Annotated in this window: 14 protein-coding genes; 8 read left to right on the forward strand and 6 right to left on the reverse strand. The window is 64.2% G+C overall.

The genetic code is table 11. The features are described from left to right. Positions 1-627: 627 nt before the first annotated feature. The 4 genes from LGM89_RS10270 to LGM89_RS10285 all read left to right on the forward strand — a co-directional run bounded on the left by LGM89_RS10270 (position 628) and on the right by LGM89_RS10285 (position 4,437). Complete coding sequence (locus LGM89_RS10270; protein ID WP_089495315.1) at positions 628-1,845, forward strand: DUF2863 family protein; 1,218 nt, start codon at positions 628-630, stop codon at positions 1,843-1,845. Between the two features lie 212 nt (positions 1,846-2,057). Next, positions 2,058-2,894, forward strand: a complete 837-nt coding sequence (locus LGM89_RS10275) for a response regulator transcription factor (RefSeq protein WP_089495316.1) — start codon at positions 2,058-2,060, stop codon at positions 2,892-2,894. A gap of 75 nt (positions 2,895-2,969) precedes the next feature. Beyond that, entirely contained in the window at positions 2,970-3,644 is a 675-nt protein-coding gene (locus tag LGM89_RS10280; protein WP_089495317.1) for an energy-coupling factor ABC transporter permease, read from the forward strand. A 139-nt stretch (positions 3,645-3,783) separates the two neighbouring features. Then, a complete protein-coding gene (locus LGM89_RS10285) occupies positions 3,784-4,437 on the forward strand; it encodes a BspC domain-containing protein (protein WP_041492904.1) in 654 nt (217 codons plus the stop codon). Positions 4,438-4,518: 81 nt separating this feature from the next. On the opposite strand, the gene LGM89_RS10290 is transcribed toward LGM89_RS10285, so the two are convergent. Next, complete coding sequence (locus tag LGM89_RS10290; RefSeq protein WP_089495318.1) at positions 4,519-5,673, reverse strand: M14-type cytosolic carboxypeptidase; 1,155 nt, start codon at positions 5,671-5,673, stop codon at positions 4,519-4,521. An 88-nt stretch (positions 5,674-5,761) separates the two neighbouring features. After that, positions 5,762-6,544 (reverse strand): peroxide stress protein YaaA, encoded by a 783-nt coding sequence (gene yaaA / locus LGM89_RS10295; RefSeq protein ID WP_089495319.1) that lies wholly within the window; start codon positions 6,542-6,544, stop codon positions 5,762-5,764. Between the two features lie 57 nt (positions 6,545-6,601). Between yaaA and LGM89_RS10300 the strand changes: the two genes are divergently transcribed. Then, positions 6,602-7,099 carry a putative toxin-antitoxin system toxin component, PIN family gene (locus LGM89_RS10300; RefSeq protein ID WP_089495320.1) on the forward strand — a complete coding sequence of 166 codons (498 nt, stop codon included), beginning with the start codon at positions 6,602-6,604 and terminating at the stop codon, positions 7,097-7,099. A gap of 33 nt (positions 7,100-7,132) precedes the next feature. Beyond that, positions 7,133-8,305 carry a pyridoxal phosphate-dependent aminotransferase gene (locus LGM89_RS10305; protein WP_226273024.1) on the forward strand — a complete coding sequence of 391 codons (1,173 nt, stop codon included), beginning with the start codon at positions 7,133-7,135 and terminating at the stop codon, positions 8,303-8,305. 42 nt (positions 8,306-8,347) lie between these two features. Here the strand turns inward: LGM89_RS10305 and LGM89_RS10310 are convergent, their stop codons facing one another. After that, positions 8,348-9,004 carry a glutathione S-transferase gene (locus LGM89_RS10310; protein WP_089495322.1) on the reverse strand — a complete coding sequence of 219 codons (657 nt, stop codon included), beginning with the start codon at positions 9,002-9,004 and terminating at the stop codon, positions 8,348-8,350. Positions 9,005-9,206: 202 nt separating this feature from the next. On the opposite strand from LGM89_RS10310, the gene LGM89_RS10315 reads away from it, so the two are divergent. Continuing rightward, positions 9,207-9,998, forward strand: coding sequence for an oxepin-CoA hydrolase, alternative type (locus LGM89_RS10315; RefSeq protein WP_226273025.1), 792 nt, complete (start codon positions 9,207-9,209; stop codon positions 9,996-9,998). 242 nt (positions 9,999-10,240) lie between these two features. Further along, positions 10,241-10,933, forward strand: coding sequence for a glutathione binding-like protein (locus LGM89_RS10320; protein ID WP_226273026.1), 693 nt, complete (start codon positions 10,241-10,243; stop codon positions 10,931-10,933). Between the two features lie 47 nt (positions 10,934-10,980). Here LGM89_RS10320 and LGM89_RS10325 read toward each other — a convergent pair whose 3' ends face one another. The 3 genes from LGM89_RS10325 to LGM89_RS10335 are packed head-to-tail and all read right to left on the reverse strand — an operon-like array spanning position 10,981 to position 13,086. Then, on the reverse strand, positions 10,981-11,457 hold the full coding sequence (locus LGM89_RS10325) for a MaoC family dehydratase (protein ID WP_039370625.1): 477 nt from the start codon (positions 11,455-11,457) through the stop codon (positions 10,981-10,983). Beyond that, complete coding sequence (locus tag LGM89_RS10330) at positions 11,454-11,915, reverse strand: MaoC family dehydratase (RefSeq protein WP_226273027.1); 462 nt, start codon at positions 11,913-11,915, stop codon at positions 11,454-11,456. Before LGM89_RS10330 ends, LGM89_RS10325 begins: the two co-directional genes overlap by 4 nt. 37 nt (positions 11,916-11,952) lie before the next feature. Continuing rightward, on the reverse strand, positions 11,953-13,086 hold the full coding sequence (locus LGM89_RS10335; protein WP_226273028.1) for an acyl-CoA dehydrogenase family protein: 1,134 nt from the start codon (positions 13,084-13,086) through the stop codon (positions 11,953-11,955). Position 13,087 lies beyond the last annotated feature (1 nt).

The following is a 13,087-nucleotide window of genomic DNA, read 5'->3' on the forward strand; positions in this document are numbered from 1 at the left end:
TTGCATGTGTAAGGCATGCCGCCAGCGTTCAATCTGAGCCAGGATCAAACTCTTCAGTTTAAACCTGTTACTGTTTTCGGTTCAGTTAAGAACCGGTCGCTCACTCAAAGCTGACAGGAATATGAATTACTTCATAAACCTGACTTACTTTAGTGTGAGACTCTTGATACTTTCGCTATCTGATCCGAGGATCAGCTCGCTTTCATCAAGCGCCCACACTTATCGGCTGTTAATTTTTAAAGAGCATTCTGCGAGGAACTTCGTGTTTCCCGGCAGCGCTGCGTTTTCAGCAGCAGAGAAGCGAGATTATGAACCGTGTTTCGCAGCTCGTCAACAACTTTTTACACTACATCGTTGCGACTGCGGGGCTCAACTTCCAGGCCAGTTGTGCGCTCCTGACTCCAGCACACCGCCAACCCTGCTTCCCTCTTCCGCGCTGCGTTTCCGTTAGCGCGAAAGAGGCGTGATTGTAGGTAGCTCGCGACATTCGCGCAAGGGGTTTGAAGCAACTTTTTTACAAACGCTGCGATTTGGCCAGCCGGCCATGTGTCGGCACGAGACCGCTTATGGTGCAAAGAACGGACTAGAATGTGAGGCTCTTCGCCTCTTTCTATATACGTCTTTAATATGCGCCAGCGAATCGCCAAACGCCTCCCCCCCGATGCCGACAAACTGGTCGGCCTGTCGCTTGCGCTCTTCGCCTCGGGCAGCCGCATCGAGGACCGCTTCTGGGAAGCGAAGCTCGATGCGCTGCTCTCCAAGATTGTCCGCAACGGCAACCAGACCACGCTCGACGCAGCGCTCGACCATCTGCAGCAGAATCATCCCGACGCCTACGGCGCGCTCGCCGACATGGCCGAGACGCACAGCGAGTCGATGGTGATCGAGCACGACGGCCAACCGTTCGATGCGCTGCTGGTCGCCGTCCCGGTTCTCGCATGGACGCGCTACATGATTCCATCGGGCCCGCTCAAGGGCGACGTTGCCGACGCACTTCGAACGCACCTGCAGGCGCACGTCCTTGCGAACGGTACCCTCGTCGGGCTTGCCCCGTTCCTCTACAGTATCGACCAGTTGCCGCGGCACCACGTCGAGACCTACCGGCTCGCCCAGCAGCTCGCACATGGGGCGATCAGCCAGCACACGCCCAAGCTCAGCTTCGGCGACCTGCCGGAAACCTCGCCGATCCTGGCCGACCCGCGCTTCCTGCTCGCCGTCGTCGCGGCCCCCGCCGGCGCACCGCTGTTCCGCTGGCAGGAAGAAGAAAACGGCAGCCGGATCGAACGCGGCCAGTGCCTCGAGCAATGGACGGCCCAAGGCGGCCCGAACCTGTCGATCGCGCTGCCCGGCTGCGAATTCGAATGCCTACTTCCGGACGCGTACTATTCGGCCTGCCGGGATGCGGACGAACGTATCCGTCCACATACGGTCCGAACGGCCATTCGTTATCTATTCGACACACTTGGTGCGGCACCGCAAGAGCTGCGCGCGGTGGTCGCCGGCTTCGGCGAACGCCGTATCGACGAGTACCGTGTCGGCTTCACGCGGCGTGCGAACAACGACGTAATCTACGGCGTCGTATGGCCGCTCTACGGCCGTGAAAACGGCGATATGTCGATCGACAGTGCGACGCTCGAAGGCGAAGCGCCGATCGAAGGCCCGGTCGAGGAAATCGTAAGTCTGCTGAAGGAATGCGGCGTAACCGACGTCCGGCGGCACGCGGGCCGCTTCGAACCCGAATATTGCGATGACTGCGGCGTGCCGCTCTACGCAGATCCGCTCGGTGAAATCGTCCACGCCGAAATGCCGGAAGACGCGTCCCCCGCCCAGCCGCACTTCCACTAATCCGCAGCACAACAGGCCCAACGGCCTGCCCACCTGAAGCCGCTCACGGTTCCCGCCGGAGCGGCTTTTTACTTGTCTGTCCTCCCGCCGCCCGAAATTTCATACTTTTCCTAAGCCTTTCAGCCAAGCAGACATCGTGTAAGGTCTTTGTCATCATCAGACCCAAGGCATGCCAGACGGCAGATCAATGGCTCACATTACGGAGGTTGAATATGCGGTTCCTGATGCTCAATTCAGACGCCGAGCGGCGTGACGGACTGAAGGCCCTGTTGCGACAGATCGACCGTCACGCCGGCATCAACGATGTGCCCGACAGTTTTCAGGCGCGCAGGCTGCTGCGCAACCAGCGTTTCGACCTGGTCGCGATCGACTGGCTCGACGTCGGCCGGCTCAGCGAGCTTCAGGCGCTCTGCAGCGCGTGCTCGCCGACACCTGTCGCCGTCCTCGTCGACGAAACATCGCCGGAGGCCATCCAGCGCTTCTTCAACTACGGTGTCGCCGGCGTGATCCCACATTCCACGCGGCCACACCTGATCGTGCGTGCGCTCGAGATCGTGCTGCTGGGCGGACACTACATTCCGCCGATCGCGCTCCGCCTGCTGCCTTCCACTGCTGCGGCGCGCTACGATGCCCATTTCCAGACGCTCGCCGGGTCGCTTCCCCGGCGGCCGCCGAGCGGCCTCCTGTCGCCGCGGCAAGCGCAGATCATGCGCTTCGTCCACATGGGCAGCACCAACAAGATGATCGCTCGCACACTCGGCATCAGCGAAGGCACCGTCAAGATCCACCTCGCCAGCATCTTCCAGCAGCTTGGTGCCGCCAACCGGGCCGCCGCGGTCGCAATCTACAACGGGTGGCTGTCGCCCCACCTCGAGGTGCTGTTGGCGAACCGCAGTCGTGCGCGCAAGCCGCCCATCGGCGAACAGGGCCCGGTTCCGCTGCGTACGCAACGGAGTGAACGCCCGTACCCGTTGCCGGCCTCGATCGATAGCGCGCAGGACCTGCCGATCGCCGCCGAGCCGCCGGCGCGGTTCCGGCGCGAACGCTAGCCAAACAGTCTCGATATTGCGACGGTCGGTGTGTGCGGATTCCCACCTTTGATGCTCAACGAGTAATATGGACGCATGGGTTTTCTTTTCACACCGCTTCCGCTCTGGGTTGGCGTCGGTGGCTGGATCGCCGCCGCGGCTCTGCTCGCGCTCGCGATCTGGAATCGTCCCTTCGTGCGCCTGCAGGACGCCACGCTCCAGCACGTATGGCTCGCGCTCGTCACCGCCATTGCGGTCCTCTGGGCCTCGAATGCGTGGCTCGACGATGGCATCGTCATGCATCTGCTTGGCGCGACGCTGCTCGTCACGCTGTTCGACTGGACACTCGCACTGATCGCGATGGGCGCCGTCACGGCGGTCGCCGCGATCATCTTCGATGCGCCCTGGCAGGGCATTGGCCTGACCTATCTGATCTACGGCGCGCTGCCGGTCGCCGTGTCGGCATTGCTGCAGCGCGCCGCACTCGCATGGTTGCCGCACAATCTCGCGTCGTTCATTACCGGCCAGGGATTCCTGTCGCCCGCCATCGCGATCATCGCGGTCGCCGCTGCCGCAGCCGGGGTTCAGCTCGCGCTCGCGGATGGCGTTCCCGTCGTGATTCCTGCCGGCTATCTGCTGAACACCGCGCTGCTCGCACTCGGCGAAGCGTGGTTCACCGGCATGGCGACCGCACTCATCGCTGTCTATCGTCCCACGTGGGTCACGACCTTCGACGTCCGGCGCTATCGTCTCGGCGGCCCGCGCGCCTGAATTGTCCTCCGGCGGCGGCGCCGTCATCACGCGCCGGCACTCCCTCGCTCAGTACGGCAGGATGCGACATCTACTGCCGCACAACTTTTTTACGCTAAGATTGAACTCCGGTTCTTCATCGGGCATCTATACGTGCCCGATGTCTCATTCGCTCCTCACCAATAACCAGATGGACAGCTCTCCTGCGTCGCTCCGGATTTTCCGGGCGCTCGGCAAGCTGGCAGCCTGCATTGCGGGCCTGTCGCTTGCGCTTCCGACACCGGCATTCGCCGATCTGCTCGACCAGCGCTCCGAACTGATCAACAAATTCGTCAACGAAATGCATGCCGATCCGCTCGCCGCCGATTGTGCAGCGCACGGCAGCTTCATCGCCAGCACGTCGTCGGCCTTCGACCGCGTGGACTTCGCGCCGAACGCATTCGACAGCGGCAACGCGACGATCACGCCATGGAACGACTCGTTCGACCAGGGCAAGCAGCGCGTGAAGGTCGACAATATCGTCACGGTCGACGGCCTCGGCATCCACAGCGACGGCAGCGACCCGACGCCGCTGAAATTCCGATGCGGCTATGTCGGTCAGCAAATGCTCGCGTTCAGCTGGAACGACCCGGTTCCGCCGCTTAAGCCGCGCGTCGAGCGCTCCTCATCCTCGACGAAGAAATTCAAGGGCAAGTCGCACCGAGGCAAGGGCAAGGCAAAGGCATCAGGCCGTACCGGCAGCAAGAAGGCCGTCGCAACGAAAAAGTCGAGCGGCCAGAAAAAAGTCGTGAAGAAGACCGCGAAGAAGTCCTGATCCGCCGAAACGACATCCACAGAAGTAAAAAAGCCGGGGCATCCTGAGATGCCCCGGCTTTTTCATACGGCGACGCTACGCTTACGCGAACGTGTCGACGTGCACCAGGATCGCCGCCAGCATCGCCGCGCCGAGCGCCGCGCTTCGCTCGCCGTTCCAGCCGACGCGTTCGTCGGGCAGGTTCGCGTTGTCCTTGAACGGCATCTCGAGCGTCAGCGACAGACAGCCGAACTGATGGCCGATGTACTTCGATGCGAGCTTGAGCGCGTCCTCCTTGTACTTGCTCGCGGCATAGCCGTGTTCAGTCTGGAAGTCCGGGCTCGCGACCTTGAACGCTTCGATGAACGCGGTCTGCTCCTTGCCCTGCTGCTCGGTAAAGCTCGGCAGCATCTCGGACCCGGCAACGAACACATACGGCAGATCCTCGTCGCCGTGGATGTCGAAGAACATGTCGCAACCAATCGCATGGATTGCATCGCGCACAGCCAGCACCTCGGGACTGCGCTCGGCATCGGGCGCCATCCACTCGCGGTTCAGGTTCGCGCCTGCGGCATTGGTGCGCAGGTTGCCATGCACGCTGCCGTCCGGGTTCATGTTCGGGACGATATAGAACGTCGCACGATCATACAGCTTGCGCGCGACCGGATCGCCGGCCCAGTCGCCCCATCCGGCCAGCCGCTTGACGAGACCTTCGACGAACCATTCGGCCATCGACTCGCCGGGATGCTGGCGCGCGATGATCCACACCTTCTTCTTCGGCGCGCCGCCGGATTCCGGCGTACCGAGCGTCAGCAGCGACATCGGGCGACCTTCAACCGTGCGGCCGAGTTCGACGACGCTCGCCTGCGGCAACTGCTGGACCGCGCCGAGAAACGCCGCGTGACGCTCTTCCGAGTATGGCTCGAAATACGCGTAGTAGATGCTGTCGAATTCCGGCGTATGGTCGATGGTCATCGTCTTGCCGTCGAACGTCGTCGGCACGCGGAACCAGTCGACCCGGTCATAGCTCGCCACCGCGCTGTAATTGCGCCAGCCCGACGGATACGCGCATTCGGCAGCATTCTCGAACGTCATCACGCAGCGCTCGCCGCGCGCGCCCGTCAAGCGGTAGTAAAACCATTGCGCGAATTCCGAGCGGGTGTCGCCGCGCACGCGCAGCCGAATCGCATCTGGACTGTCGCACGACACGACGTCGATTGCGCCTGCGTCGAAATTGCTGGTGATCGAAAGGGCCATCTGTCTCTCCTGGGGCGACCGGAACAGGCGGTGTAGCCCTTGCCCGGCCTCATGCATGCGCCGGCCGTCTCGTGAACGGCCGGCAGGGTCACTCGCCGACTCGCCGGCGATATACGTAAGTCGAATCGTTCGACGCGGCCGCATCGAACGCATAGCCTTCCGTCGCGAAATCCTTCAACGCCTTCGGGTCGGTAATACGGTTTTCGACGATAAAACGCGCCATCAGGCCGCGCGCACGCTTCGCATGGAAGCTGATGATCTTGTAGCGGCCGCCCTTCCAGTCCTCGAACACCGGCGTGATGACCGGTGCGGCCAGCAGTTTCGGCTTGACCGACTTGAAGTATTCGGTCGACGCGCAGTTGACCAGCACGCGCGCCGTGCCGCTGCGCGTCTCGAGCTGTTCGTTCAGCGCCCGCGTGATGCGGTCGCCCCAGAACGCGTACAGATCCTTGCCGCGCGCGTTCGCGAAGCGCGTGCCCATCTCGAGCCGGTATGGCTGCAGCAGGTCGAGCGGACGGAGCAGCCCGTACAGGCCCGACAGCACGCGCACGTGCTGCTGCGCATAGTCGAGATCGGCGGACGACAGCGATTTCGCGTCGAAACCTTCATAGACGTCGCCGTTGAACGCGAGCACGGCCTGCTTCGCGTTGGCCGGCGTAAAGGTCGACGACCAGTCGGCATAGCGCTGGAAATTCAGGCGCGCGAGCGGATCGGAGATATCCATCAACGTTGCGATGTCCTGCGGCGACAGCTTGCGCAGGCCGTCGATCAGCTCGGACGCGTCGTCGACGAATGCAGGCTTCGTGTAAGACTGGACGTGCGCGGGCGTATCGTAGTCGAGGGATTTGGCTGGAGAGAGAACGATTATCATAGAGGCTCGCTGGCACGCCGTGCCTTGCGGTCAGACGAAAACCACCGATTGTAACGAATGACCCGCTCTCTCGCCCCGCACGCCGCGCATCGCGTCGTGCTCGACTCGAACGTCTGGATCGACATCCTCGTATTCGACGACCCCGCTACGCGCCCGATCCGGGCCGCGCTGGAACGCGGCGCGCTTGCCGCCGTGATCGACGGCCGCTGCCTGACCGAGCTCGAATACGTGCTCGACTATCCGCAGTTTCGGTCTCGCGCCATCGACAAGGCGGCCGCACTCGCGACCGTCGCACGGCTCGCGAGCCTCGTCGAGCCGCCGCCCGTCGACGCCGACGCGCCGCCGCTGCCGAAGTGCAAGGACCGCGATGACCAGAAGTTTCTCGAACTCGCCCGCGCCGCCCAGGCCGAGTGGCTCGTGTCGAAAGACCGCGCGCTGCTGAAGCTCGCGAAGCGCACCGCACGCGACTTCGGCTTCCGGATCGCGCAGCCCGCGCCATTTACCGAGGCCTGCTCGCTCGACGCCGCGCCGGACACGACGACCACGCCGGCCTGACCTACGCCGCACCACCCGATTTCGACCGTATCGATGAACGCTCCTTCAGACATGCCAACGACTCCCGTTTTCCCCTCGCGCCTGCCGAACGTCGGCACGACGATCTTCACGGTCATGAGCGCGCTTGCCGCAGAAAAAGGCGCGGTGAACCTCGGCCAGGGCTTTCCGGATTTCGACTGCGATCCGCGCATCGTCGATGCGGTTGCCGCCGCGATGCGCAACGGGCACAACCAGTATCCGCCGATGGCCGGTGTCGCGCCGCTACGCGACGCGATCGCGGACAAGATCGCACAGGTCTACGGCCGGCGTTACGATCCGGCGACCGAAATCACCGTGACGGCCGGCGCGACGCAGGCGTTGCTGACCGCGATCATGTGCACGGTGCATCCGGGTGATGAAGTGATCGTCGTCGAACCGACCTACGACAGCTACCTGCCGTCGATCGAACTCGCGGGCGGCAAGCCCGTGTTCGTCACGCTGGAGGCGCCCGACTACACGATCCCGTTCGACCGTCTGGCGGCCGCGATCACGCCGAAAACGCGCATGATCCTGATCAACACGCCACATAACCCGACGGGTACCGTGTGGCGCGAGTCGGACATGCGCAAGCTCGAGGAGATCGTGCGCGGCACCAACGTGCTGATCCTGTCCGACGAGGTCTACGAGCACATGGTCTACGACGGCGCGCGCCACGAGAGCGTCGCGCGCTATCCGGAACTCGCCGCGCGCAGCTTCATCGTGTCGAGCTTCGGCAAGACCTATCACGTGACGGGCTGGAAGGTCGGCTATGTCGCGGCGCCTGCCGCGCTGACCGCGGAATTCCGCAAGGTCCACCAGTTCAACGTGTTCACGGTGAACACGCCGATGCAGATCGGGCTCGCCGACTACCTGCGCGACCCGGCGCCGTACCTGACGCTTGCCGACTTCTACCAGAAGAAGCGCGACTTCTTCCGGGCCGGCCTCGAGCGCACGCGCTTCAAGTTGCTGCCCTGCACGGGCACGTACTTCCAGTGCGTCGATTATTCGGCGATCAGCGACCTGCCGGAAGCGGAATTCTCGAAGTGGCTCACGTCGGAGATCGGCGTGGCCGCCATTCCGGTGTCGGCGTTCTATCACGAGCCGCACGAATCGGGCGTCGTCCGATTCTGCTTCGCGAAGCAGGAAAGCACGCTCGCGTCCGCGCTCGAACGGCTCGCCCGCCTGTAAGGCCCGCACGGGCGGTCGCACGCCGCCCTGCGGGAACCGCGCTTACGAACGCGCGGCGCTCGTCGCGTCGATATACGCCTTGCGCTCGGCCGCCACGCGCTGCGCGGCAGGGCGCTCGCCCACCTTCTTAGCATGCGCCTTCCAGTCGATGCCCGCATCGAGCAGGAAATCGCGCCCGAATACGGCTTTCGTCGCCATGCCGATGACCGGCAGATGGACCCACGCGGCGATGTCCGCGAGGCCGAACGACTCGCCGAGCACATACGGCGAAAACCGCGTCATCTGCTTGAATGCATCAATCGCGCGCGGCAGGCGCTTCTCGACGTGTGCCTTCATCCCGTCGCTAACCTTGCCGCCGAAAAACGCTTCGGTGTAGACCTCGCGCGCCATCCATTCGAGATACAGTTCGAGCGTCTCGATGAGTTCGCGCAGCTTCGCGGCCGCGAACGGGCTCGCCGGGAAAATGCCTTTTTCGGGATAGCGCGCCGCCAGGTACTCGATGATCACCTGCGACTCGAACAGCGCGCCTTCTTCGGTCTTCAGAAAGGGAATCTTGCCGAGCGGCGAATCGGCGAGCTGTGCCGGATCGCTGACCGGCAATCCGCAAACCGACTCCTCGAACGGAATGTCGTGCTCGAGCAGGACGAACTTCACCTTGTTGTAATAGTTGGACAACGGAATACCGCACAGCTGTAGCATCGGAGTCTCCTTCCTTGCTGAAGCGCGGCCGCATCGGTGTCGGCCGCATCGGGATTCATCGTGCTGAAAAGCACGTTCGTGCTAGTCTAAAGCAAGTTTCGCGTCCGTCACGACAACAATACCTCTGCTGCGACATCGCCCGCATCAGCACGCGCTATGTGTCCGCTGCCGCAGCCCTGCCATCCGATGGAGACACGCTCGCATGAGTGCTGAACTGCTGGCCTCGCGTCCGCCCGAGAGCGAATCGACGCTCGTCCTCACGCTATCCAACCCCGGCGCGCGCAATGCGCTGCATCCCGACATGTACGCGGCCGGCATCGAAGCGCTCGCCACCGCCGAACGGGATCCCGGGATTCGCGCGGTCGTGCTCACCGGCGCCGATCGCTTCTTCTGCGCGGGCGGCAATCTGAACCGGCTGCTCGACAACCGCTCGAAGGATCCGTCCTACCAGGCCGACAGCATCGATCAGCTCGCCGCATGGGTAACGGCGATCCACGCTTCGACGAAGCCGGTGATCGCAGCGGTGGAAGGCGCCGCGGCCGGCGCGGGCTTCTCGCTCGCGCTCGCGTGCGACCTGGTCGTCGCCGCGCACGATGCGAAGTTCGTGATGTCGTACGCGCGCGTCGGCCTGACGCCCGATGGAGGCGGTTCGTGGTTCATCGCCCGCGCGCTGCCGCGTGCGATCGCGGCCGAGATCCTGTTCGAAGGCAAGCCTGTTGCGGCCGAACGTCTGCACGCGCTCGGCGTCGTCAACCGGCTCGCCGTGCCCGGCGCGGCACTGACCGATGCCGTGGCATGGGCCGACGCGCTCGCCGGCATCTCGCCGAACGCACTCACGCGCATCAAGTCGCTGCTCGACGACGCGACGACGCAACCGCTCGACGCGCATCTCGCCACGGAGCGCGATCATTTCGTCGCATCGCTGCATCATGCGGACGGGCTCGAAGGCATCACCGCATTTCTCGAGAAACGCCCGCCCCGCTACAAGCGCTGAGCGGTCGCGCGCTTTCGAATTGACCTGTTGCCACCGCATCGACCCGATGCGGCACGGCGACGCCGCCATCTCGACGACTCGGGACGACACGCAATCGCCCCCGGCACCACTTAGCGCAACACGCAAGCACACGCATCGGCACGCACGTTCCCGTCGCCAGCAGCCCGCATCGATCCATGCTCTAATGACCGCCTGTCGCGGCGCTGCCTGCGCCGTTTCCGCATGCAACAAAGGAGTTCACGATGATCGACGTCTATAGCTGGGCGACCCCGAACGGCCACAAGGTGCACATCATGCTCGAGGAAACGGGCCTCGCCTATCGTGCCCTTCCGGTCGATATCGGTGCGGGCGACCAGTTCAAGCCGGCATTCCTGAAGATCAGCCCGAACAACAAGATCCCCGCGATCGTCGATCCGGACGGCCCCGGCGGCCAGCCGATCTCGCTGTTCGAATCGGGTGCGATCCTGATCTACCTCGCGGAGAAGACCGGCAAGTTCCTGCCGACCGATCCGGCCGCACGCTACGCGACGCTCGAATGGCTGATGTTCCAGATGGGCGGCGTCGGCCCGATGCTCGGGCAGGCGCACCACTTCCGCCTGTATGCGCCGGAGAAGATCGAGTATGCGGTCAACCGCTACACGAACGAGGCAAAACGCCTGTACAACGTGATGGACAAGCGCCTCGGCGAATCCGAATATCTCGCAGGCGACGCGTACACGATCGCGGACATTGCGACGTTCCCGTGGACGCGCTCGTGGCAGAACCAGGGCATCGTGCTCGACGAATTGCCGAACGTGAAACGTTGGCACGACGCGATCGCCGCGCGACCGGCCGTGCAACGCGGTGTCGAAGTGCTCGCGTCGATGCGCAAGGCGCTGCAGGACGACAAGGCACGCGAGGTGCTGTTCGGTGCGACGCAATACGCGAAGCACTGACACGCATGTGACGGGCGGAGCGGCATCCGTGCATGCCGCTCCCCGCTTCAGAAGTAATGCAGCGTGATGAATTCCGCCGCGCAGACGGGCAGCGGCACATCGGGACGCTCGACCTGCATCGTCACCGACCACGTCACCTGCACACCGTCCCGCGCGGCCTCGGCGGTTTCCTTTACCGCAAACAGCGCACGCACACGCGCACCGACCGGCACCGGCTTCAGGAACCGCACGCGGTTCAGCCCGTAGTTCACCCCCATCTTCTGCTCGAAACGCATCGCATCGGCCATCAACGCCGGAATCAGCGACAGCGTCAGGAACCCGTGCGCGATCGGGCCGCCGAACGGCGACTCGCGCCGCGCGCGTTCGGGATCGACGTGAATCCATTGATGATCGCCGGTCGCATCGGCAAAGCCATCGACACGACGCTGGTCGATCGCGATCCAGCCGCTCGCGAGCGGCTCCGCGCCGACTCGCGCCTGCAGCGCCTGCGCCGACGCGATCAGCGGCAAGGTCACGTCGGTCATGCCTGCGTACCTCCCGGATGGCGCAGCCCGAAGATCACCTTGGTATGCACGGTGATCACCGTCTCGCCGGCGCCGTTCACGCCGACCCATTCCGTCGACACGATGCCGCGATCGGGCTTGCTCTCCGATACGCGTTTGTCGTGGACCTTCTGATACATCGTGATCGTGTCGCCGGCGCGCACCGGCTTGAGCCAGCGGATCGAATCGATGCCCGGCGAGCCCATGCTCGTCGAGTCCGCCCCGAGCTTCTTGATGAGCAGGCTCATGAACACCGAACACGTATGCCAGCCGCTCGCGACGAGCCCGCCGAAATGCGATGCTTTTCCGGCTTCTTCGTCGAGGTGGAACGGCTGCGGGTCATAGCGTTGTGCGAACGCCTTGATGTCGTCCGCTTCGAACGTGTAACGGCCCACTTCGGTGGTACTGCCGACCACCAGGTCTTCATAACTGATGCCCACTCGGTGTCTCCTTGTCTGGTGCGCTCGCGCGTCGCCGTCATGCTGCGTCGGTCTGCGCGAAATCGGGCAGCGCCGCGATGCGGGCAAGATGATGATCGGTGTCGCCGAGCGTCGTCTCGATGATCGTCAGCCGCTTGAACAAGTGCGCGGCGGCGACCTCGTTGGTCACGCCCATGCCGCCGTGCAGCTGGACGGCCTGCTGGCCGACGAAGCGCGCGGCGGCGCCGACACGCGCTTTCGCGGCCGACACGGCCTTGCGCCGCGCATCGGCATCGCCGCTCGCGTAGCGTACGGCTGCCAGGTAGGTCAGCGAACGCGCCTGCTCGGCATGGATCAGCATGTCGACCATCCGGTGCTGCAGCGCCTGGAAGCGCGCGATCGGCACACCGAACTGTTCGCGCGTCTTCGTGTATTCGACCGTCGCGCGATTCAGTTCGTCGAGCACGCCGACCGCTTCCGCGCACAGCAGGAACGTCGCGTAATCGGCCACCTGCTCGAGGGCCGCAGCGTCGCGCGCACCGCCCGTCAGCAGTCGCGCCGGCGTTTCATTGAACTCGATCGTCGCGGCCCGCTGGCCGTCGATCGTCCGGTAGTCGACCACCTTCGCGTTCGCGGCATCCCGTTCGACGACGAAGAGGCCGATGCCGCCACCGTCGACGCGTGCGGGCACGATCCACGCATCCGCCTGTACGCCATGCTGGACGACCGACTTCGTGCCGGTCAGCCGGTACGTGCCGCCCTGCTCGCGCGCGTGCGTGTCGAGTTCGAACAGGTCGTAGCGCGCATGCGGTTCGTGGAATGCGACTGCCACACGCTTCTGCCCCTGCGCGACGGCTTCCAGCAGCGCCGCATCCTCACCCGCGCCGGAACCGGCAATGCGCAAGGCCTCGACGCCCACCGCCGTTGCCCAGTACGGCTCGATCACGAGCGCACGGCCGAGTTCCTGCATCACGACCAGCATGTCGACCGGGCCGCCGCCGAAGCCACCCTGCGCGTCCGGCACGGGCAGCGCGGTCAACCCCAGTTCCGCGAACGCACTCCATTGCGTGTCCGACACACCCGCATCGCTGCGCACGATTGCCTGGCGCGCTTCGAAGCCGTATTGCTCGCCGAGATAACGGCGCAGCGCGTCGGCAAACTGCTGCTGCTCATCGGTAAAGCTGAAATCCATG

The organism is Burkholderia sp. AU31624, from assembly GCF_020420065.1.
GTDB lineage: Bacteria > Pseudomonadota > Gammaproteobacteria > Burkholderiales > Burkholderiaceae > Burkholderia.

Excerpts from the sequence above, each read along its gene's own strand:
- LGM89_RS10310 (WP_089495322.1), bottom strand. The coding sequence starts at position 9,004 with ATGCTACAGCTGTGCGGTATTCCGTTGTCCAACTATTACAACAAGGTG.
- LGM89_RS10285 (WP_041492904.1), top strand. The coding sequence starts at position 3,784 with ATGTCTCATTCGCTCCTCACCAATAACCAGATGGACAGCTCTCCTGCG.
- LGM89_RS10315 (WP_226273025.1), top strand. The coding sequence starts at position 9,207 with ATGAGTGCTGAACTGCTGGCCTCGCGTCCGCCCGAGAGCGAATCGACG.
- LGM89_RS10270 (WP_089495315.1), top strand. The coding sequence starts at position 628 with ATGCGCCAGCGAATCGCCAAACGCCTCCCCCCCGATGCCGACAAACTG.
- LGM89_RS10335 (WP_226273028.1), bottom strand. The coding sequence starts at position 13,086 with ATGGATTTCAGCTTTACCGATGAGCAGCAGCAGTTTGCCGACGCGCTG.
- LGM89_RS10300 (WP_089495320.1), top strand. The coding sequence starts at position 6,602 with ATGACCCGCTCTCTCGCCCCGCACGCCGCGCATCGCGTCGTGCTCGAC.
- LGM89_RS10325 (WP_039370625.1), bottom strand. The coding sequence starts at position 11,457 with ATGACCGACGTGACCTTGCCGCTGATCGCGTCGGCGCAGGCGCTGCAG.
- LGM89_RS10305 (WP_226273024.1), top strand. The coding sequence starts at position 7,133 with ATGAACGCTCCTTCAGACATGCCAACGACTCCCGTTTTCCCCTCGCGC.
- LGM89_RS10280 (WP_089495317.1), top strand. The coding sequence starts at position 2,970 with ATGGGTTTTCTTTTCACACCGCTTCCGCTCTGGGTTGGCGTCGGTGGC.
- LGM89_RS10320 (WP_226273026.1), top strand. The coding sequence starts at position 10,241 with ATGATCGACGTCTATAGCTGGGCGACCCCGAACGGCCACAAGGTGCAC.
- LGM89_RS10275 (WP_089495316.1), top strand. The coding sequence starts at position 2,058 with ATGCGGTTCCTGATGCTCAATTCAGACGCCGAGCGGCGTGACGGACTG.
- LGM89_RS10290 (WP_089495318.1), bottom strand. The coding sequence starts at position 5,673 with ATGGCCCTTTCGATCACCAGCAATTTCGACGCAGGCGCAATCGACGTC.
- yaaA (WP_089495319.1), bottom strand. The coding sequence starts at position 6,544 with ATGATAATCGTTCTCTCTCCAGCCAAATCCCTCGACTACGATACGCCC.